Genomic DNA, 816 nt, shown 5'->3' on the forward strand with positions numbered 1-816 from the left:
CCAAAATCCCTGCCATGACGTGCAAAGTGGTCATCAAGCTTGGCTTGGTCAGCAAACTTCGCTCCGCTTCCTGTCGCATTTGTGACCCTAACCCCGAATTAGTCCGTGTGGATTCAGACGGTCAGTGCAACACCCTATTGAAAGCCTGATGGATAGAGGTGTGCAATGGTCAGTATTTACGGCGCCATGACTACGGAGAGGAAGTCTAGGATTTGGGAGCTATGGCGCAAGGGGACCCCGATGAGCTCCATTTCGCGCGACATATCTAAGCCTCCTGCGACTGTCTTTTCATATCTCCTGTACCACGGAGGCATCTCGCCTAGGACCAGGACGCGCCGTGCAAAATGCCTGTCAGCAGAAGAACGCGAGTCGATCTCTCGAGGGTTGGCTAGTGGCGCAAGTTATCGAGCTATTGGTCGCCAGTTGGGCCGCTCAGCATCGACGATCTCGAGAGAGGTCGGCCGCAACGGTGGACCAGGGAAGTACCGAGCGTACGATGCTGAAAAGCAGTTCTTGAAGCGTGGTCTGCGACCGAAGCCTTACCTGCTGTCCAGTGAACCGGAGCTGCGCGGTATCGTGATACGCCTGTTGGAGGCTGACTGGTCGCCAGAACAGATTTCAGGACGGCTGAAGCGTCACTCTCCTGACGGAAAGATCATGTGTGTTTCGCACGAAACAATCTATCGATCGCTGTTTGTTCAAGCCCGCGGTGTAATGACCCAGCAGAACCTGCTCAGGTCGTAAGCACCCCTGTCAAGTAGACATCGGTTGATAGACGATCGGAGCAAGGGTTAGCCGGGGCATGAATTGCACCGG

The 816-nt window shown here is 55.0% G+C and carries 1 pseudogene; it reads left to right on the forward strand.

What is annotated here, in order from left to right:
- Nucleotides 1–165: 165 nt before the first annotated feature.
- Nucleotides 166–726: pseudogene (locus tag WBR68_RS31605) on the forward strand (transposase); the annotation flags it as partial.
- Nucleotides 727–816: the final 90 nt, after the last annotated feature.

Source organism: Achromobacter sp. JD-1, from assembly GCF_038594925.1.
In the GTDB taxonomy this organism is placed as follows: Bacteria; Pseudomonadota; Gammaproteobacteria; order Burkholderiales; family Burkholderiaceae_B; genus Achromobacter; species Achromobacter spanius_C.